General features: G+C 64.8%; 14 protein-coding genes. 9 read left to right on the top strand and 5 right to left on the bottom strand.

Features of this window, described 5'->3' with window-relative positions:
• Positions 1–276: 276 nt before the first annotated feature.
• Both JZ791_RS46510 and JZ791_RS16595 read left to right on the top strand, forming a co-directional pair.
• Positions 277–1611: an AAA family ATPase gene (locus tag JZ791_RS46510; RefSeq protein WP_216895811.1), complete on the top strand. Its 1335-nt coding sequence runs from the start codon at positions 277–279 to the stop codon at positions 1609–1611.
• The gene (locus tag JZ791_RS16595; RefSeq protein ID WP_216895809.1) at positions 1612–2316 is read left to right on the top strand and encodes an HNH endonuclease; all 705 of its coding nucleotides are present in this window, start codon (positions 1612–1614) and stop codon (positions 2314–2316) included.
• Positions 2317–2613: 297 nt separating this feature from the next.
• On the opposite strand, the gene JZ791_RS46030 is transcribed toward JZ791_RS16595, so the two are convergent.
• The 4 genes from JZ791_RS46030 to JZ791_RS16575 all read right to left on the bottom strand — a co-directional run bounded on the left by JZ791_RS46030 (position 2614) and on the right by JZ791_RS16575 (position 5375).
• Complete coding sequence (locus JZ791_RS46030; RefSeq protein ID WP_216895808.1) at positions 2614–3417, bottom strand: helix-turn-helix transcriptional regulator; 804 nt, start codon at positions 3415–3417, stop codon at positions 2614–2616.
• Positions 3418–3679: 262 nt separating this feature from the next.
• Positions 3680–4333, bottom strand: a complete 654-nt coding sequence (locus JZ791_RS16585) for an NAD(P)H-binding protein (RefSeq protein ID WP_216895806.1) — start codon at positions 4331–4333, stop codon at positions 3680–3682.
• Positions 4334–4385: 52 nt separating this feature from the next.
• A complete protein-coding gene (rplL, locus tag JZ791_RS16580) occupies positions 4386–4772 on the bottom strand; it encodes a 50S ribosomal protein L7/L12 (RefSeq protein ID WP_216895804.1) in 387 nt (128 codons plus the stop codon).
• A 147-nt stretch (positions 4773–4919) separates the two neighbouring features.
• Positions 4920–5375 carry a MarR family winged helix-turn-helix transcriptional regulator gene (locus tag JZ791_RS16575; RefSeq protein ID WP_216895802.1) on the bottom strand — a complete coding sequence of 152 codons (456 nt, stop codon included), beginning with the start codon at positions 5373–5375 and terminating at the stop codon, positions 4920–4922.
• Positions 5376–5553: 178 nt separating this feature from the next.
• Here JZ791_RS16575 and JZ791_RS16570 point away from each other — a divergent pair, with 178 nt between their 5' ends.
• From JZ791_RS16570 to JZ791_RS16555, 4 genes are all read left to right on the top strand, one after another.
• Entirely contained in the window at positions 5554–5931 is a 378-nt protein-coding gene (locus JZ791_RS16570) for a DUF5313 family protein (RefSeq protein WP_216895801.1), read from the top strand.
• 69 nt (positions 5932–6000) lie between these two features.
• Complete coding sequence (locus tag JZ791_RS16565; RefSeq protein ID WP_216895799.1) at positions 6001–6291, top strand: hypothetical protein; 291 nt, start codon at positions 6001–6003, stop codon at positions 6289–6291.
• 101 nt (positions 6292–6392) lie between these two features.
• A complete protein-coding gene (locus JZ791_RS16560) occupies positions 6393–7268 on the top strand; it encodes an SGNH/GDSL hydrolase family protein (protein ID WP_216895797.1) in 876 nt (291 codons plus the stop codon).
• Between the two features lie 87 nt (positions 7269–7355).
• Positions 7356–8366, top strand: a complete 1011-nt coding sequence (locus JZ791_RS16555; RefSeq protein ID WP_216895795.1) for an LLM class flavin-dependent oxidoreductase — start codon at positions 7356–7358, stop codon at positions 8364–8366.
• A 14-nt stretch (positions 8367–8380) separates the two neighbouring features.
• Here the strand turns inward: JZ791_RS16555 and JZ791_RS16550 are convergent, their stop codons facing one another.
• The gene (locus JZ791_RS16550) at positions 8381–9244 is read right to left on the bottom strand and encodes a methionyl-tRNA formyltransferase (RefSeq protein WP_216895793.1); all 864 of its coding nucleotides are present in this window, start codon (positions 9242–9244) and stop codon (positions 8381–8383) included.
• A gap of 145 nt (positions 9245–9389) precedes the next feature.
• On the opposite strand from JZ791_RS16550, the gene JZ791_RS16545 reads away from it, so the two are divergent.
• The 3 genes from JZ791_RS16545 to JZ791_RS16535 are packed head-to-tail and all read left to right on the top strand — an operon-like array spanning position 9390 to position 12740.
• Positions 9390–9665: a hypothetical protein gene (locus JZ791_RS16545; RefSeq protein WP_216895791.1), complete on the top strand. Its 276-nt coding sequence runs from the start codon at positions 9390–9392 to the stop codon at positions 9663–9665.
• The gene (locus JZ791_RS16540; protein ID WP_216895789.1) at positions 9658–10269 is read left to right on the top strand and encodes a DUF6879 family protein; all 612 of its coding nucleotides are present in this window, start codon (positions 9658–9660) and stop codon (positions 10267–10269) included. Before JZ791_RS16545 ends, JZ791_RS16540 begins: the two co-directional genes overlap by 8 nt.
• 47 nt (positions 10270–10316) lie before the next feature.
• Positions 10317–12740 carry an ATP-binding protein gene (locus JZ791_RS16535; RefSeq protein ID WP_216895788.1) on the top strand — a complete coding sequence of 808 codons (2424 nt, stop codon included), beginning with the start codon at positions 10317–10319 and terminating at the stop codon, positions 12738–12740.
• Positions 12741–12784 lie beyond the last annotated feature (44 nt).

The following is a 12784-nucleotide window of genomic DNA, read 5'->3' as shown; positions in this document are numbered from 1 at the left end:
ACCCCCGCCCATCCCGTACCACCGCAGTGGAGTAGGGCGGAACCGGCGCCTGCCCGAAACGTAGATTTGGCCGCACCGTGGAACCGCATGGAAGGCTATGGTTGCTTCGGGCTTGCGCTGGACACGTGTGAGGCCGAGATGGTCAAGCGGACGAATTTTGGACAGCAGTTGGCATCCAGAGCAAGAGTTGTCTCGTCGGCCGTGGTGTGAACATGTGCGGTGTCAATCTGCGTTCAGAAGGGCTAGAGCCGTCCGGGACTCTTGTAGGCTGTGGCTGTGCAAATCGTAGAGATCAAGTTGGACGGGGTTCGCGGATTCGGATCTGATGACCGTGCTGCCTCCCTTAGTTTTGCACGCAAAGACGGATCGCTTCCTCGGTGGATCGTCATCGCCGGGCGTAATGGTGCAGGAAAGTCGACTTTCCTTCAGGCAGCTGCTCTGGCCATTGCCGGGCCGTCGGTAGCTCGGTTGTTGGCGGAGACCTTCAGCGGCTGGATTCATGAAGGTGACGCTCGTGGGCGCGCCGCTGTGAGGCTTCGTTTTTCCGAGGAGGATGGCTTCACGACGGGTCGGAAGCCAAAGTTTGAACCATGGGCGGTGATGGAATGGGAGCGGGCTTACGGTCCTGAGCCGACACTTTCGAGAGCGACGACAGGAGGGCGGTGGACTCCCGAAAGGGGGCCGTGGGCGGAAAATCCTCGAGGATGGTTCACTGCTGGGTACGGTCCCTTTCGAAGGCTTTCGCCCGCACCGACAGAGGCGCAACGGTTAATGATGTCGCCGGGACGGCCTGCTGCGCTTGCTAGTCTGTTTCGAGAGGATGCCTCGCTGTCGGAGTCGGTGGTTTGGCTGCAGCAGATTTATTTGCGCCGGTTGGAGAATCGACCAGACGCCCAGGCTATCGAGGACCTGGTTCTAGGGCTGCTGGACGATGGACTGCTGCCTGAGGGGATGCGTGTCGAGAAGGTCGACTCCGAAGGGCTTTGGGTCCGAACGCCAGAGGGCCGCCAACTCGCGCTTTCTGCGCTGAGTGATGGTTACAGAACGGTGGCTGGTCTAGTCCTCGACCTCATCAAGCAGCTTGTTGCTGCATTCGATCCAGTCTATTGGGAGATAGATCCGGAGGGGCGGACCGTAGTCCTTCATGAGGGTGTTGTGCTGATCGACGAGATTGATGTTCACTTACATGTGGAATGGCAGAAGCGAATTGGATTCTGGCTTAAAGCGCATTTTCCAAAAATGCAGTTCATAGTTACCACCCACAGTCCTTTCATCTGTCAAGCGGCTGATGAAAATGGACTTGTCCGTCTGTCGCCGCCATGGGAGGAAGATTCCGGCGCCGAAATTCTACCCGGCGAGCAATTTAATCGGGTGGTGAATGGCAGCGCCGATGAAGCCGTATTGACTGACCTGTTCGGCCTCGACAGCGTTCTGTCTGTGTCGGCCCTGGATACGCGGGAGCGGCTGGCTGCGATCGAAGCAGCCGGGTTGAGTCGCGACCTCACAATGCAGGAGCGGGAAACTCTCGATGAATTACGGTCGAGACTGCCAACAAGTCAGGCCGACGAGGCGATTCGGATGCTGATGAAACACCAGCAGCGCGGTGTGTAAATGATTGCAATCGAGCGCCTCTTATTATCGGAACGATCACTGATGATCCTTGCCCGACGGCAGCATCGCGTCAATGCGGCAGATGACCCGCCCCAAGAAGCTGTCAAAACGTGGCGAAGTTTCAAAGGAAAAGCCAGAGATGATGTTCTTGTCGCACTGCAGGATATGTGTTGGGGCCTGCAACGATGCATGTACTGTCAGGATAGTCTTGGAACTGATATAGATCATTTCAGGCCCAAGGTCGACTACCCGGAACGGTCCTATGAATGGGATAACTATATCCTCGCCTGCTCGCACTGCAACAGTAACTATAAAAGGGATAAATTCCCCGTTAAAGACGGTAAAGAATTACTGGTAGATCCGACCAGTGTGGATCCGTCCCGACATCTCGCATTATCGCTTGATACGGGTAACTATGTCGGACTGGACGAGGTTGGCGTAGAGACTATAAAGGTGTTCGGATTGAATCGAGATGTGTGCGTTCAAGGACGCCGTACTGCGTGGATCGCACTGTGCGCCCTGATCAGAGACTATGAACGTTCCTCCGATGATGCTCGTGCAGAGATACTGGATTGCTGCAAGAAGTTCCCTTTTCAGGATGTGCGACATGCCTTGGCTCGGACCATCTCCGGTAGTGATCGTGCTGATGTCGTGCCAGCGGAGGTACGAGCAGTGGTCAGCCGTCACCGAGAGTTGCTGGATTAGCTGTAGCTCATGTCGATGCCCGCTCCCGTTGTGCCCTTGCTGGGACTCGACCGTGACTGGATCGAGGTCGTCTGTCTGGCAACAGAAGTCACCGCCTGATCCGAGCGAAGCCCGGATGCCTCCTTGGGTTCTACGCATCGTTGCTGCGAATCGATGGCGGTATGGGCACCGGCTTGATGGCTGTTGTTTATGCACTGGCGACAGCGAACCTGCACTTACACAACATGCTTTGACCAGCCTGCGGGATCTGTTCTGCTCGTTTCCGATCTGACGCAGTTATTTCCGGCCGCATACGAATTACCCAGGAGGCTTGCTCACCGCCGAGAGTTGGGACATGCGTTCGATGTGGCCGGCGCGGTAGCGGCCGGGGGTTGTTCCGAGGATGGCGGTGAAGGCCGCGATGAAGCTGCTGGGGTTGGACCATCCGCAGGCGTAGGCGGTTCGGGTGGTGTCGTGGCCTTCGGACAGGAGGACGAGGGCGTGGTAGATGCGTAGCTGGGTGCGCCACTCGTAGAAGGTCATGCCCAGCTCGTCGTGGAACAGGCGGCTGAGGGTGCGGGGGCTGGCTCCGATTGTCTTTCCGAGTTCGGCCAGGGAGGTGTTGTCCGCGGGGTTCTCGTGCAGGGTTCGGGACAGGGCTTGCAGGCGGTCGTCCCGAGGTTCGGGGAGTTGGAGTGTTCGTTCGGTCGCTTCGTGGAGTTCGTCGACGAGGACTCGCAGGAGGCGGGTGCGCGCTGGGCGGCTGTAGGCGGTGGCGGTGTCGTCGTAGTTGCGTGAGGCGGTCAGGGCGAGGAGGACCTCGCGGGCGAGGGGGGAAGCCTGGAACACCGCGGGATGGTCGGGTACCAGCCGGGCTAGGGAGGGCGGGAGGAACACGATGCGCATGTCGGTGTCGCCATGGGCACGGTGGTAGTGGGTGAACTCGGCAGGCGTCCAGGCAATGCGATTGGCGGGAACGATCGACATTCCGAGCTCGGTGTGGACGGCCAGGACGCCGCTGGCGGCATAGACCAGGTGGCCCCGGGCATGGGACTGCACCGCGCTCGTCTCGCCGGATGGCCACAGGTGCCGCCCGGCGGACGCCCAGATGTGTGAGGTCACGCCGGTCCGGCGGAGTTGGCGGCAAGCTGGCATCAGTTGGGATTCTATCGGTGGTCGGCCACATCCTGGTCCGGCGAGACTGTCTCCATGCGGACCCTTATCGAGGCCGCAGCTCCGGAAAGGGAGAAACGCATGGCGACGTTCGTTCTCGTACCCAATGCATGAAGTACCGGATGCCGTCGCCGCACTACTGCTCGGCACATGACCTCGGCATCGACACAGGATTATGGCGGCATCGAAAAACGTTGTGCAAAAAGCAGATTCAGCCCAGTGCCGTGATCGCCTCGGCGACCGGGGTGTCGCCGCCGATCGCCTCGAAGGTGCGTCCGGCGGTCTGCGGCGCATCGAGCACCGCGAGCAGAACCGCCGCCACGTCCGCGCGCGGAATAGGCCCGCGCCCAGTGGTTTCGGCGATGCGCACCAGGCCGGTCGCCCGCTCGTTGGTGAGCTGACCCGGCCGCACGATGGTCCAGCGGAGGTCGGTGCGGGCGCGGACGGCGTCGTCGGCGGCGCCCTTGGCGCGCAGGTAGGCGGCGAAGACGGGGTCGCCGCCGGTGGCGGCGGTGTCGGCGCCCATGGACGAGATCATCACGTACCGGTGGACGCCGGCGAGTTCGGCCGCGTCGGCGAGCAGGATCGCCGCGTCGCGGTCGACGGTCTCCTTGCGGGCCGCCCCACTGCCCGGCCCGGCTCCGGCCGCGAACACCACCGCGTCCGCGCCCTCGAGGTGTTTCGCGACGTCCGCCGGGGACGACTGCTCCAGATCGATCACGATCGGTTCGGCACCGGCCGAGACCAGGTCGGGAGACTGAGCCGGATTGCGGATCAACCCGGCGACCGAGTCGCCGCGCTGCTCGAGCAACCGCTCCAGGATGAGTGCGATCTGTCCGTGTCCGCCCGCGATGACGATTCGCATCCTCGAATCTTAGCTGCTGGCCGAACACGCGGCGCACGGCGGGCGGTGCCGATCAGCGCAGGCCCACCCGCGCGCCCGCCGCCTCCAGCTTGATCTTCGCGGCCTCGGCGGCGTCGCGGTCGATGCGCTCCAGAATCGCCTTCGGGGCGGACTCGACGAGATCCTTGGCCTCCTTGAGCCCCAGCCCGGAGATGACCTCCCGGACGGCCTTGATCACCTGAATCTTCTTGTCCCCGAATGATTCCAGGACGACATCGAATTCGGTGGGCTCCTCCGGGGCATCGACGACGGCGTCCGCGCCGAGTGCGAGAGGGACGGCCATGGGCGCGGCGGCAGTGACGCCGAACTCCTTCTCGAACGCGCTGGAGAACTCCGAAAGCTCCAGCAGCGTCATACCTTTGAAAACATCGAGCAGTTCGTCGATGGTCATCTTCGCCATGCTGCATCCCCTTGACAACACCGCTTCCCGCGGCGATTCCATGATAGGCGCGCGAGATCGCCGACCGCTCCGTATTATCGCCGGCTCAGCGGGCACGAAACGGTCTCGATTCACCTACGGGGGTGAAAAGCGTTGCGGCGGATGGTCTCAGTAGGCGGCAGCGGCCCGGCGCGCGGCGGTGTTGACGCGTCCGAGCACGGTGTGCAGCTCCTCCAGATCCGCGAGGGTGACGCCGAGTCGCTCGACGACGGTCGGCGGAATCCGTTCGGCCTGTGCGCGCAAGGCCCGCCCGGCGGGAGTGAGATCGACGACGAGGCTGCGCTCGTTGTGCTCGTCGCGGCGGCGGGTGATGTATCCGGCGGACTCGAGCCGTTTGAGCAAGGGGGACAGGGTCGGCGAATCCAGCTGCACGAGCTCGCCGATATCCTTGACCGACAGCGGCGCGTCGCCCCACAGCGCCAGCATGACCAGGTACTGGGGGTGGGTCAGGCCCATCGGTTCGAGCAGCGGACGATAGACGCTCAGGACCGCGCGGTTCGCCAGCGCCAGCGCGAAGCAGACCTGCCGATCCAGGCGCAGCGGATCGTCGATCTCCGGTGTCATGGCCTCGCCTCTCCTGGTGCCCGTGAATAGTTAACGCACAAACATTATGCACCAGGGCCGGGCGGATGCAATGGAAGTCACAGCTGGGAGCACTGTTCTCGGTGGCTCTGGCGGGTGACAGGGCGCTAGGCTTGTGTTAATAGTTAGTGCACGACTTATTAGTGCGAAGGAGACGGCGATGAGCGAACTGTCACCCGGCCCGCTCCAGCGGCTGCGTTACATCTTCGGCGGCACACTGCCCGCGTCGATGTCGGACTGGGTGGTCGCGGACCTCACCGGTCCGGGCGCGGCCCGGCGCTATCTGCTGCGGATGCTGATACCGCTGTTCCTCGTGCTGTGCCTGTTCCTGCTGGTGCCGGGCCCGTTGTGGATGGGTGCGGCGATGATGGCGCTGATCTTCCTGCCGCTGTGCTTCTTCGCGATCGCCCTGACCTACGTCTACCGCCGCTACCGGCTGTCCAGACACGGCCTGGATCCGGCGCTGGGCGACATCGCGCGCCGCGATCGCGCGGCCGCCGTCCGCGAAGCCTACGAACGCAGCCACCCCCGCGCCTGAATCGGCACAACCAGGGCGCATTTCGTACTCCGCGATGTCGAATCCCCGCGAGTGCGAGAAGATCACACCATGAATGAGGTAGGTGTCCTGCGCTTCGTATCCTCGGTCGCCGAACTCGACGCGCTGCCGCTGCTTTCGGTGATCATGGCCGCCAAGCCGTCGCGTTCGGTATTCCAGAAGTGGCGCGGCAACGGTGGTCTGCATACCTGGGTCCGCATGAACAGCAGCGACCGCTACACCTCCGAGGAGTTGACCGTCGGCCCGTTCCCGCTGTCGGCGCCGCAACGATTCTGGTTCGTCGTCCTCTACGATCCGACGGTGGACGGCCGGCCGAGCGACTGGAATATCGTCGGCGACTGAACGCCGCGTGTTTCGGGGCCACGGGGATGACTGATCGGTATCATTTCCGCGACTGGACAATTGGCCAGGTTGAACGTGGGTCGGGGCCCGAGGAGTGCACGATGCGGAAGAGCGCGTTATTGGTAAGCGCTTGTGCGGCAATCGCGATGGGATGGCCGGGGACGGCATCGGCGGCGCCGGCCTTCGGCGAGTATGTGGCCCTGGGGGATTCCTGGGCGGCCGATGCCACACTGGTGCAGATCAGCGGCCAGTACGCGCCGCCGGGCTGTGTGCAGAGCGCCCGCGACTACTCGAAGCAGGTGGCCGCGGCACTGCGCATCCCGGTCTTCCGCGACGCGACCTGCGGTGGCGCCGAGACCGGGAATATGACCGGCAGCCAGAACGCCCCACTCGGCGGCGTCAATCCGCCGCAGTTCGACCGCCTCGGTCCCGCAACCGATCTGGTGACACTCGAGATCGGCGGTAACGACGCGGGTCTTGCGGCGGCGGTGCAGGACTGCCTGACCGTCAACCCGGAAGTGTCGCCGTGCCAGGCCTCGTGGGTACCCGGCGGCGTGGATCTGATGTCCGCGCGGATCGCCGCGGCCGAGCCGAAGGTGGCCGCGACGATCGAGGGCATCCGCGAACGGTCCCCGCATGCGCGCATCCTGCTGGTCGACTACCTCGACGGCATCGGCACCACCCATGGCTGCTTCCCGACAATCCCGATCTCCGATACCGACGCCGGATGGATCGGCCGCAAGCTGGTCGAACTGGACGCCATGCTGGCCCGCGTGGCGGCGCGGACGGGCGTGCGATTCGTCGACACCTACCGCGGCAGTGTGGGCCACGACTCCTGTCGGCCCCCGGGTGTGCGGTGGGTCGAGGGCCTGATCCCGTTCTCCAGCAATCCACCGGGGCCGGCGGTGCCGTTCCATCCCAATCAGCTCGGCGCGGACCATCAGGCGCGGGCCATTCTCGCGGCGCTCGGCCGGTAAGCGCGGGGATCGGGCGCCGTCCGGAATGTACGCACGGCGCTGCGGCGTTGTACCCGGCAGTATCCGCATCCCGAAAGGCCTCGACGCATGCCCTGGACCGTTCCCGCCCTGTCCATCCTCGATCTCGCCTCGATCGCACCCGGGCAGACCGCGCGGGAAAGCTTCGCCAACAGCGTCACCCTGGCCCAGACCGCCGAGCGTGCCGGATACCGGCGAGTCTGGTACGCCGAGCACCACAACATGGCCACGATCGCCTCGAGCGCCACGAGCGTGCTGATCGGCCACGTCGCCGAGCACACCGACAGCATCCGGCTGGGCTCGGGCGGGATCATGCTGCCGAATCATTCGCCGCTGGTGATCGCCGAGCAGTTCGGCACGCTGGAGACCCTGTTTCCCGGCCGGATCGATCTCGGGCTCGGCCGCGCCCCGGGCAGCGATCAGACGACCATGCGCGCGATGCGTCGTGACCCGTCGTCGTCGGATACCTTCCCCCAGGACGTGCTGGAGTTGCAGGGCTATCTGACCGGGCACACCCGCATCCCCGGCGTGCAGGCCACACCGCGTGCGGAAGGCGTTGTGCCGCTGTACATTCTGGGGTCCTCGCTGTTCGGCGCGCAGCTTGCCGCGCAGCTCGGCCTGCCCTACGCGTTCGCCTCGCACTTCGCTCCCGATCTGCTGCATCGGGCGGTGCAGGTATACCGCGAGACCTTCCGTCCCTCGGAGCAGCTGGCCGAGCCGTACGTGATGGCCGGTGTCAACGTCTTCGCCGCCGATACCTACGAGGCCGCCGCCGAACAGCGCGCGGTCGCGTATCGAGCCCGGGCGCGGTCCATGATCCGGCGCGGCGCGGGCGGCGCGGATTTCACCGACGAGGAGATCGACGCGTTTCTCGTCTCGCCCAACGGTCGTCACCTCACCACGATGACCAAGTACACCGCCGTGGGCCTGGCCCAGGACGTGCGCGCGTACCTGGAGGATTTCGCCGGCGAGATCGGCGCGGACGAACTCATCCTCGCCCACCACGCCACCGACATCGACGACCGCGTGCGCTCGGTCGAACTCGTCGGCGAGGCCGTCGCGGCGCCCGCGTCTCGGTAACGCGGGGGCGCGTCTCACCTCGCTATCAGCGCCTGCCTCCGCCTGTCGACGGGATCCAGCTCGAGAAACTCGGTAATCCACAGCGAGCCATCGGCGCAGCGGATCTCCATCCCGTCGGCGGGCCGCAGGCTGGTACGCAACAGCGAGATCCGCCGGCCATCCAGTTCGGCGATCGGTCCGGGTGGGTCGTAGATGCCGAACCGGCGAGCCCGGACCTGGTTGTGAATCTCGCGCGCCGTTTTCGACCGGTCGACCGACGCCAGCTCGTCGCCGATCGCGGATTCGTAGGTGGCGTCCTGTTCGTTCTGAGGCGTGCCCGCGAACCCCTCGGCCACTCGTGCCAGTGCGACCGCCACCAGCTCGCGCGCGACGTCGTCGAAGTCTCTGATCAGCCCGTCGGCCGCGTCGTCGTCGATCTCGTCCGGCAGCGGTATGCCACCGCGCTGCGCCACGATCGGACCGGAATCGAAGCGCGAGTCCATCCGGTGGATCGTCACGCCCGTCTCGGTATCGCCGCGTAGCAAGGCCCAATGCACGGGCATGGGTCCGCGATGCCGGGGAAGCAGGGAGGTGTGGACGTTGAGGACGCCCAGCCGCACGGTCCGCAGAACTTCTTCGGACAGGCGCCACGGAAATCCATGACAGATCATTATGTCGGCGGCGAAGCCGGACAGGGCCTCGGCGAGTTCATCATTTCCAGCGGGGAATACCGAGTCCAGGCCGGTCGGTATCGAGCGGACTATTCGCGAATCGTCGGCAGCAAAACGGGGCACAACACATGCCGCGGGGTGATTTCCGGACCTTTGGCACGCTTCGAGGAGAACTAACAGACCATCGGCTCTTGACGAGGCGAGAACAACCCGCAGTGGTTCAGTCATAGCAAACCCCTCTCGCGTAAGCGACGTCTCGACGTTACCGGATCCAGGTGTGCGCGGACGGTACTACGAAGCACTTCGAGGAGAGAAATTGTGTTGGCGTGCTATACAATTGATCCTTTGAACGCGACATGCTTCGCATGAAGGGGTGGCCATGCAACGCAGGTGGGAAGCCGATCCCGCCGCGTCGATGTCTCGACGCCTGGGTAAGTCGGCGAAGGAGTTGGGGCAGACCGGAGGACGTGATTCGTGCCCCGACATCTGGGAACTGGACAACGGTGATATCGCGGTGATCGGCCGGGATTTGACAGATGCCTATACGGCCCGTTTACCGGATGACGTGACAATTTATCACGACGAGCGCCTGGTGATCATTCCGCGCGCGACCATAATCGCCGCCAAGCGGGATATTCCGGATGCATGATCTCCTGGCCGGTCGGCCGAGCGAATTCCTGGCAGCGGACGACATGCATGTGGACTACAACAAGCGCTTTACCGCGCCCGGTGGACGAGATTCGTGGAAGCTCGAACGTCTACAGCATTTCCGCGATCCGCAGTTCGTCAGCTGGGAGGCCTTCGATCGGGGTGAGTGGGGGCGGTCGCTGCGCCTGCTCGAGGATGAGCGCGCGAGTCTGGCCGAACAGCAGGGCGAGGCAGTCGCTATGGGTGTCGACCTCTATCGGGTACGCGTCGTCGCCGAGCCGATTGCTCCGTATGTGCAATGGGAACTTCATTTGCTGGCCTTGCGAGCGCAATACGGCGAGAGGATCCGGGTGATCGGCCCGGAGATTGTCGCGCCATTCGAGTCGGCCGAGATCGTGCCCGAACTGTTGACCGTCGGCACGGACACTGTCTATGAATTCCGATATGATGAAACCGGCACGCTCATAGGCGCCAACAGATATATCGATACCGAAATCTACGATCGATGTATGGAATTCATGCGGAGTCTGTACGCCGAGGGGGAGGATGTTCGCGCTTTCTTTCAGCGGCGAGTTGTCGGCCTTGCACCACCTGGGGCTGCCTGAATTATGGTGTACGAGGTTCGGGGTGGCGGTTCGCGATGCGGTGCGATATGACCGGATCGGATGACGAGCACGGGAATTCCGCGGGCGGCTCCACGCATTCCGAACTCTCGGGTTCGGGCGGCGATATCGTGCAGGCCCGCGATGTCCACGGCGACGTGCATTTTCATGGATCACGAGAACCGAATGATCCCACGCCACGGCAATTACCGTCCGATGTCCGCGGTTTCGTCAACCGGCTCGCCGAACTCGCCCGGCTCGACAAATTGCTGGCCGGTAATCCCGAGGAGCCGCTCGTCTGCGGTATATCGGTGATCACCGGAACGGCAGGTGTCGGCAAGACCTCCCTGGCCTTGCATTGGGCGCACCGGGTACGCGACAGATTTCCCGACGGTCAGCTGTATATCGACCTTCGGGGCTACGATCCGGGAGATCCGGTCGGCCCCGGCCAGGCGCTCGACGGCTTTCTACGGGCGCTGGGCACCGTGCCTGCCCGGATTCCGGCGGAACACGCCGACAAAGCCGCCCTGTTCCGGTCGTTGCTCGCCGAGCGCCGGATGCTGGTCGTCCTCGACAATGCGGCGACGACCGCCCAGGTACTGCCCCTGCTGCCCGGTACGGCGGGGTGCCTGGTCGTCGTGACCAGCCGCAGCGATCTCCCCGGCTTGGCGGTGCGGGCGGGTGCGAAACGGCTGACGCTGAACGTGCTGAGCGAGAACGAATCGGTGACCCTGCTGCGAACCGTCACCTCGGACGATCGGGTCGCCGACGACGCCCAGGAGCTGGCGGAACTGGCTCGCCTGTGCGGGCGGCTGCCCCTGGCGTTGCGGATCGCCGCCGACCGTGCCGTCGCCCGGCCGCACGTGCCGCTGGCCGACCTGATCGCCGATCTGCGCGACGAATCCGGACTCTGGGACGCGCTGGGTTCGGGGCCCGAGTCGGAAACGGATGTGCGCACGGTGTTCGCCTGGTCCTATCGGGCGCTTCCGGTCGAGGCCGCGAATCTCTTTCGTGTGCTGAGCCTGCACCCCGGGCCCGAATTCGGTACCGCCGCGACCGCGGCCCTGGCCGATCTACCCGTTCGCCGGGCTCGCCACCTACTGGACGTCCTGGCCGGTGCGCACCTGATCGAACAGCATGCCCCGGACCGGTATCGGTTCCATGATCTGCTGCGCGCTTACGCGCTGGACCAATCCGCCGCGGCGGAGACGCCGGAGGCCCGGGCGGCGGCTCGGCGGCGCGTCCTGCTCTGGTACCTGCTCAGCATGGACGCGATGCAGGCGGTCGTGCGCCCGATGGAATCGCATGTGCCCCTTCAGCCGGACGAGTCGCCCGAACGGATCTGGACCGCCGCCGCACCCGCCGCGTTCGCGACGGCCGAACAGGCGACCCGTTGGTACGCCCTCGAGCGCGTCAACGTGGTCACCGCCGTTCGGGCGGCGGCGACCGCCGGGCTGGACAGCCTGGCGTGGCGGCTCCATATCACCCTGCGCAGTATCTATATGGGAGAGAACCCATTCGACGATTGGCTGATCACCGGGCATGCGGCGCTCGCTGCCGCCCGGCGTGTGCCGGACCGTGCCGGGGAGGCCGAGGTTCTGGAAAGCCTGGGGATGGCCTACACCCAGTCCGGCCGGCTGGACGAGGGCGCGGCACATCATCGCGCGGCCCTGTCGATCCGGCGCGCGATCGGCGACCGGTTCGGCGAGGCCATGTCGCTGAACGGCTTGGGGCTCCTGGCTTTTCGGCAGCATGATCTCGCCACGGCGCTGAGTCTCCTGGAGCAGTGCCGTGATCTGCTGCACGGGCTCGGCGATTCGATGTGGGAGACGGTGGTCACCGTCAATATCGCCGAGGCGTATTTCCGCCTCGATCGGCTGGGTGAGGCGCAGGCATTGATCCGCTCCGCGTTGGTGACATACCGGCGGCGCGGGGAGCAATCCGGGATCGGAAATGCGCTGTGGCTGCTGAGCATGACATCGCGGGAACTCGGCGACCTGGACGAGGCGGTGCGGGCCGCGCGGGAGGCCGTCGAGATCGCCCGAAACCACGGTAACCACATGTGGGAGGGGTGCTGGACATTGGAGCTCGGGGCGGTACAGCGAGCGCTGGGGCAGCAGGGCGATGCCCTGACGTCGTATCAGCGAGCGGTCGTGCTGCACCGCGAGATCGGGGATCGCGGCCGCGAGGCGCAGGCGTGGGACGGCACCGGCGAGGTGTACCGGGATTTGGGCAGACCCGGCGAAGCGGCGGCCTTCCATCGCGCGGCGGTCGCCGCTCAGCGTGAACTCGGCGACCGGTGGCTATGGGCTTGCGCCTTGGCGCATCTGGGCGATGATCTCCACCGTTCGGATGACGCCGACGGAGCCCGGCCGTGCTGGATCCAGGCTCGCTCCCTCCTTGCGGAGTTCGACGACCCCAAGGCGAATCGCCTGCGCCAGCGTGTCTCCGCGAGCCTTGGGCCGAACAGGTAATGCCGTGGCTTCATGCCTGGGGGCTGTCGGTGGTGCGCGGTATA

It is taken from the genome of Nocardia alni (assembly GCF_019038435.1).
Classification (GTDB): Bacteria; Actinomycetota; Actinomycetes; order Mycobacteriales; family Mycobacteriaceae; genus Nocardia; species Nocardia alni.
The sequence above is the reverse complement of the archived record's forward strand: the minus strand, read 5'-3'. Positions and strand labels throughout refer to the sequence as shown.

What these genes read in the sequence shown, in the direction of transcription:
- JZ791_RS16595 (WP_216895809.1), top strand. Translation starts at nt 1,612, where the DNA reads ATGATTGCAATCGAGCGCCTCTTATTATCGGAACGATCACTGATGATC.
- JZ791_RS16585 (WP_216895806.1), bottom strand. Translation starts at nt 4,333, where the DNA reads ATGCGAATCGTCATCGCGGGCGGACACGGACAGATCGCACTCATCCTG.
- rplL (WP_216895804.1), bottom strand. Translation starts at nt 4,772, where the DNA reads ATGGCGAAGATGACCATCGACGAACTGCTCGATGTTTTCAAAGGTATG.
- JZ791_RS16575 (WP_216895802.1), bottom strand. Translation starts at nt 5,375, where the DNA reads ATGACACCGGAGATCGACGATCCGCTGCGCCTGGATCGGCAGGTCTGC.
- JZ791_RS16570 (WP_216895801.1), top strand. Translation starts at nt 5,554, where the DNA reads ATGAGCGAACTGTCACCCGGCCCGCTCCAGCGGCTGCGTTACATCTTC.
- JZ791_RS16565 (WP_216895799.1), top strand. Translation starts at nt 6,001, where the DNA reads ATGAATGAGGTAGGTGTCCTGCGCTTCGTATCCTCGGTCGCCGAACTC.
- JZ791_RS16560 (WP_216895797.1), top strand. Translation starts at nt 6,393, where the DNA reads ATGCGGAAGAGCGCGTTATTGGTAAGCGCTTGTGCGGCAATCGCGATG.
- JZ791_RS16555 (WP_216895795.1), top strand. Translation starts at nt 7,356, where the DNA reads ATGCCCTGGACCGTTCCCGCCCTGTCCATCCTCGATCTCGCCTCGATC.
- JZ791_RS16550 (WP_216895793.1), bottom strand. Translation starts at nt 9,244, where the DNA reads ATGACTGAACCACTGCGGGTTGTTCTCGCCTCGTCAAGAGCCGATGGT.
- JZ791_RS16540 (WP_216895789.1), top strand. Translation starts at nt 9,658, where the DNA reads ATGCATGATCTCCTGGCCGGTCGGCCGAGCGAATTCCTGGCAGCGGAC.
- JZ791_RS16535 (WP_216895788.1), top strand. Translation starts at nt 10,317, where the DNA reads ATGACCGGATCGGATGACGAGCACGGGAATTCCGCGGGCGGCTCCACG.